The sequence below is a fragment of the Microbacterium sp. genome (assembly GCF_003248605.1).
In the GTDB taxonomy this organism is placed as follows: Bacteria; Actinomycetota; Actinomycetes; order Actinomycetales; family Microbacteriaceae; genus Microbacterium.
On record NZ_QFPF01000162.1, the window covers coordinates 1 to 4,039 of the forward strand.

The 4,039-nt window shown below is 68.0% G+C and carries 3 protein-coding genes; 2 read left to right on the plus strand and 1 reads right to left on the minus strand.

The window, feature by feature from the left end:
• Window positions 1-37: 37 nt before the first annotated feature.
• Entirely contained in the window at window positions 38-1,510 is a 1,473-nt protein-coding gene (locus tag DI573_RS14375; RefSeq protein WP_292815751.1) for an XRE family transcriptional regulator, read from the minus strand.
• 151 nt (window positions 1,511-1,661) lie between these two features.
• Between DI573_RS14375 and aceB the strand changes: the two genes are divergently transcribed.
• Both aceB and DI573_RS14385 read left to right on the plus strand, forming a co-directional pair.
• Window positions 1,662-3,308 (plus strand): malate synthase A, encoded by a 1,647-nt coding sequence (aceB, locus tag DI573_RS14380; protein WP_292815757.1) that lies wholly within the window; start codon window positions 1,662-1,664, stop codon window positions 3,306-3,308.
• A gap of 32 nt (window positions 3,309-3,340) precedes the next feature.
• Window positions 3,341-4,039 (plus strand): isocitrate lyase (locus DI573_RS14385; protein ID WP_292815754.1); only part of this gene is annotated, 699 nt, incomplete at its 3' end.

Consider the following 4,039-nt stretch of genomic DNA (forward strand, 5'->3'; position numbering starts at 1 on the left):
CGGCGGCGACAGCGCGCGGCGACGCGGCGGCGCCGCGTCAGCCCGGCGCGTGCGCCTGGAGGAACTCGTACACCTCGGTCGTGTCGACGCCCGGGAACGACCCCGTCGGCAGGGTCGCGAGCAGCGTGCGGGGCGTGCGCACGTTGGGCCAGGCGTTCTCACGCCACGCCGCCTCGAGGTCGGCGGGCGCCCGGCGGCAGCACACCTCGACCGAGTGCTTCGACACCCCGCGGTTGGGTGTGTCGCGGCCGAGGAACCATTTCGTGTCGTCGAAGCGCACCCCCACGCTCACCGAGTGCGCGCCCTCACTCGAGTGCTCGACGCGCGCCGTGCACCAATACGTGCCGTTGCCGGTGTCGGTGTACTGGTAGTACGGGTTGAAGCGGTCGTCGACGTCGAACACGACACGGCTGGTCCATCGCCGGCAGCACATCTGCCCCTCGATCGCGCCCAGACGGTCGGTCGGAAAATTGACGTCGTCGTTCTCATAGGCCTTGGTGATCGTGCCCGACTCGTGCACCTTGAGGAAGTGCACCGGGATGCCCAAGTGCACGCTCGCGAGGTTCGTGAACCGATGCGCCGCCGTCTCGTACGACACGGAGTACGCGTCGCGCAGATCCTCGATCGAGATCGCCTTCGCCGCCTTCGCTTCGACCAGCACCGGCACGGCGTGGGACTCGGGGATCAGCAGCGCCCCCGTCAGATAGTTCGTCTCGACCCTCTGCCGCAGGAACTCGGCGTAGCTGCGGGGCTCGGCGTGGCCGAGGATCCGGCTCGACAGCGCCTGCAGCACCGCGGTGCGGGGGTCGCCCTTCGCCGAGATGCGGCTCGAGAGGTAGAGCCGTCCGTGGCGCAGGTCGGCGACGCTGCGGGTCGTCTGCGGCAGGTCGGGCACGTAGTGCAGGGTGAACCCGAGATGGGCGGCGATGTCGGATGCCGTCCTCTGGGTCAGCGGACCTCCCGGGTGACCGACCGCCTCGAGGATCCCCCGCGCCTGCGCCTCGAGATCGGCGAAGTAGTTGTCTTGCCGACGCATCAGGTGGCGCAGGTCGACGTTGGCCCGCCGCGCCTCCTCGGGGGTCGCTGCCCGCTCGTCGCGGAGACGGTCGATCTCTCCCTGCAGCGACAGCATCGCGCGCAGCACCTCATCGGGGATCGTCTTGCCGATGCGGAACGACGGGATGCCGAGGGCCTGGAACGTCTGTCCCTTCATCGCCCGCTCGAGCGATATCTCGAGCGACGCGCGCTCGTCGAGCGGCTCGGCCTCGAGCAGCGCGTCGATGCTCACCCCGAGCGCCTTGGCGATCGCCCGCAGCAGGGTGAGTTTCGGCTCGCGCTTTCCGGTCTCGATCATCGAGAGCTGGCTCGGGGCGCGCTCGACAGCTCCCGCGAGGTCGTCGAGGGTCATGCCCCGCGCCGTGCGGAGCTGACGGATGCGCCGCCCGATCGTCAGGGCGTCGGCCTCGGCCTCTTCGTCTTCGGTGACTTCTACGATCGCCATGCTCGGCATTCTGTCACAGAGCGTGAATTTTCCTCAATCTTCTCCCCGAGATTGTGCAGTCCGGTGCGTCAAATTCACACAAAGTAGACGCATGACCCACTGACCGGCCCGACCGGATCTGCAAAGGACGACGATCATGACCCTCATCACCGAACCGACGATGACCCGCCCTTCGACGAGCTCAGGGCGCGCCGCGACAAGCGCGGGGCGCGCGCTCGAGGTCGTCGGTGCGATGCGGACGCGATACGACGAGATCCTCACCCCCGATGCCCTGGCCTTCGTCGCGGCGCTCCACGAGCGCTTCGCCGGGCGTCGCCATGACCGCCTCGCCGACCGCATGCGCCGCCGCTTCGAGATCGGCAACGGCCACGATCCGCGCTTCCGCGACGACACGGCGCACATCCGCGAGGACACGCAGTGGCGTGTCGCCGGGGCGGGACCCGGGCTCGAGGACCGCCGCGTCGAGATCACCGGCCCGACCGACCCGAAGATGACCATCAATGCGCTGAACTCGGGCGCGAAGGTGTGGCTGGCCGACCAGGAGGACGCGACGAGCCCGACCTGGGGCAACGTGATCGAAGGACAGCTCTCGCTGCGCGACGCGATCCGCGGCGAGTTGACGTTCACCTCCCCCGAGGGCAAGCGCTACGAGGTCACCGCGGAGCGCACGCCGACGATCGTGATGCGCCCTCGCGGCTGGCACCTGACCGAGGCCCACATCCGGTTCACCGACCGTCTCGGTCGCCAGATGGCGGCATCCGGCTCGCTCGTGGACTTCGGGCTGTACTTCTTCCACAACGCGCAGGCGCTGATCGACGGTGGTCGGGGGCCGTACTTCTACCTCGCCAAGATCGAGTCGTCGGAGGAGGCCAAGCTGTGGGACGACGTGTTCTCGTTCAGCGAGGACTACATCGGCATCCCACACGGCACGATCCGCGCGACGGTGCTCATCGAGACCCTGCCCGCCGCGTTCGAGATGGACGAGATCCTCTTCGAGCTGCGCGACCACTGCGCCGGGCTGAATGCCGGCCGGTGGGACTACATCTTCTCGATCATCAAGAACTACCGCGGCCGTGGGGCCCGGTTCGTGCTGCCCGACCGCAGCGAGGTGACGATGACCGTGCCGTTCATGCGGGCCTACACCGAACTGCTGGTCAAGACGTGCCACCGGCGCGGGGCGTATGCGATCGGAGGCATGAGCGCGTTCATCCCGAATCGCCGCGACCCCGACGTGACGGCACGCGCGTTCGAGAAGGTGGCCGCCGACAAGAAGCGAGAGGCGGGCGACGGCTTCGACGGTACGTGGGTCGCTCACCCCGACCTCATCCCGACAGCCATGGCCGAGTTCGATGCGGTGCTCGGCGACCGTCCGCACCAGCTCGATCGGCAGCGCGATGACGTCGAGGTGAGCGCCGCCGACCTGCTCGACGTGCACATCGGTTTGCCCGTCACCGAAGCGGGCGTGCGCGGCAACGTGTCGGTGGCGATCCGGTATCTGGAGGCGTGGCTGCGCGGCCAGGGTGCCGTCGCGATCGACAACCTCATGGAGGATGCGGCGACCGCCGAGATCTCGCGCTCGCAGATCTGGCAGTGGATCCACCAGGACCGCGAGCTGCACGACGGCACGCGCATCACGCGCGAGTACGTCGAAGGCCTGATCGGGCAGGAGCTGGATGCTGCCCCTCGATCGACCGGCGACCGGTTCGACGACGCCGCCGCCATCTTCCGCGAGGTCGCCCTCGGCGCCGACTTCCCGGCCTTCCTGACTCTGCCCGCCTACGCGAAGTACCTCGTCGAGCACGAGTGACACCCCGCATCCACCCACGATCAAGGACGAACATGACCACCTATCAGAACGACATCGACGCCATCGAGACCCTCGCGCAGCAGAGCGGGCCGAGCTGGGATGCCATCAACCCGGAGTACGTCGCCCGGATGCGCGCGCAGAACCGCTTCCGCACGGGCCTCGAGATCGCGCAGTACACGGCCGACATCATGCGACGCGACATGGCGGAGTACGACGCCGACTCTTCGCTGTACACGCAGTCGCTCGGCGTCTGGCACGGCTTCATCGGCCAGCAGAAGATCATCTCGATCAAGAAGCACCTGAAGTCGACCAACAAGCGCTACCTGTACCTCTCGGGGTGGATGGTCGCCGCCCTGCGCTCGGAGTTCGGGCCCCTCCCCGACCAGTCGATGCACGAGAAGACCTCGGTGCCGGCCCTGATCGAGGAGCTCTACACCTTCCTCCGCCAGGCCGACGCCCGCGAGCTCGATCTGCTCTTCACGAAGCTCGACGAGGCGCGGGCCGCCGGCGACGAGACGGCGCAGGAGTTCATCCAGTCCCAGATCGACAATCACGAGACCCACGTCGTGCCGATCATCGCCGACATCGACGCCGGCTTCGGCAACCCCGAGGCGACGTACCTGCTGGAGAAGAAGATGATCGAGGCGGGCGCGTGCGCCATCCAGATCGAGAACCAGGTCTCGGACGAGAAGCAGTGCGGCCACCAGGACGGCAAGGTCACCGTCCCGCAC

Coding starts and splice junctions, on each gene's coding strand:
- DI573_RS14375 (WP_292815751.1), bottom strand. CDS start 1,510: ATGCCGAGCATGGCGATCGTAGAAGTCACCGAAGACGAAGAGGCCGAG.
- aceB (WP_292815757.1), top strand. CDS start 1,662: ATGACCCGCCCTTCGACGAGCTCAGGGCGCGCCGCGACAAGCGCGGGG.